At 65.6% G+C, this 1,388-nt stretch carries 1 protein-coding gene; it reads right to left on the bottom strand.

Annotated elements, in window-relative coordinates:
• Positions 1–1,388 (bottom strand): lysine--tRNA ligase (gene lysS / locus QZH66_RS15310; protein ID WP_305806767.1); only part of this gene is annotated, 1,388 nt, incomplete at both ends.

Below are 1,388 nucleotides of genomic sequence, written 5' to 3'. Positions count from 1 at the left end.
GGCGCGTCCGCTTTCGCGGCGCAGCGCGGGGAACAGGATCACGTCGCGGATGCTGGCGCTGTCGGTCAGCAGCATCATCAGGCGGTCGATGCCGATGCCGCAGCCGCCGGTGGGCGGCATGCCGTATTCGAGCGCGCGCACGAAGTCATGGTCGAAGAACATGGCTTCGTCGTCGCCGCTGTCCTTGGCCGCGACCTGCGCGTTGAAGCGCGCGGCCTGGTCCTCGGCATCGTTGAGTTCGCTGAAACCATTGCCGAACTCGCGGCCCGTGATGTAGAGCTCGAAGCGCTCGGTGACCTCGGGGCGGCTGTCGTTGGCACGCGCCAGCGGCGAAATTTCGGTCGGGTGCTCCATGATGAAGGTGGGCTGCCAGAGCTTGTCCTCGACCATTTCCTCGAAGTAGAGCACCTGCAGGCTGGCCAGCGTGCGCTTGGCCAGATGGTTCTTCTCCTCGGTCATGCCGAGCTTCTTCAGTGCGCTGGTCAGCCACGCGGCGTCGTCCACATGGGCACCGGCCTCGGTGTACTGGAAGATGGCTTCGCGGATGGTCAGGCGCGCAAAGGGCTGCGACAGGTCCACGGCGCGGCCCTGGTAGCTCATCTGCAGCGCGCCGGTTGCCTTGAGCGCCACGTCGCGGATCAGCGTTTCGGTGAAGTCCATCAGGTCCAGGTAGTTCCAGTACGCCGCGTAGAACTCCATCATGGTGAACTCGGGGTTGTGGCGCACCGAGATGCCTTCGTTGCGGTAGCTGCGGTTGATCTCGAACACGCGCTCGAAGCCGCCCACGATCAGGCGCTTGAGGTACAGCTCGGGCGCGATGCGCAGGTACATCTCTTGTTCGAGCGCGTTGTGGTGCGTCACGAACGGCTTGGCGTTGGCGCCGCCCGGGATCGGGTGCAGCATCGGCGTCTCGACTTCGAGAAAGCCGTGGCCCACCATGAATTCGCGCAGGCCACTCACGGCCTTGCTGCGCGCGACGAAGCGCTTGCGCGCCTGCTCGTCGGTGATCAGGTCGACATAACGCTGGCGGTACTTCTGCTCCTGGTCGGCCATACCGTGGAACTTGTCGGGCAGCGGGCGCAGGCTCTTGGTCAAGAGGCGCAGGCGGGTCACCTTGACCGACAGCTCGCCGGTCTTGGTCTTGAAGGCCGTGCCCTCGGCGCCCACGATGTCGCCCAGGTCCCAGTGCTTGAAGGCCGCATACAGCTCTTCGCCCACCGCGTCGCGCGTGATGTAGAGCTGGATGCGCCCGCCCGTGGTGCCAAAGGAGCCGTCCTGCACGGTGGCGAAACTGGCCTTGCCCATGACGCGCTTGAGCATCATGCGGCCGGCCACGCTGACCTGCACCGGCTGCTCTTCCAGCGTTTCGGCGGGCGTGTCGCCATGCT

It is taken from the genome of Stenotrophomonas sp. YIM B06876, assembly GCF_030711595.1.
In the GTDB taxonomy this organism is placed as follows: domain Bacteria; phylum Pseudomonadota; class Gammaproteobacteria; order Xanthomonadales; family Xanthomonadaceae; genus Stenotrophomonas.
The sequence above is the reverse complement of the archived record's forward strand: the minus strand, read 5'-3'. Positions and strand labels throughout refer to the sequence as shown.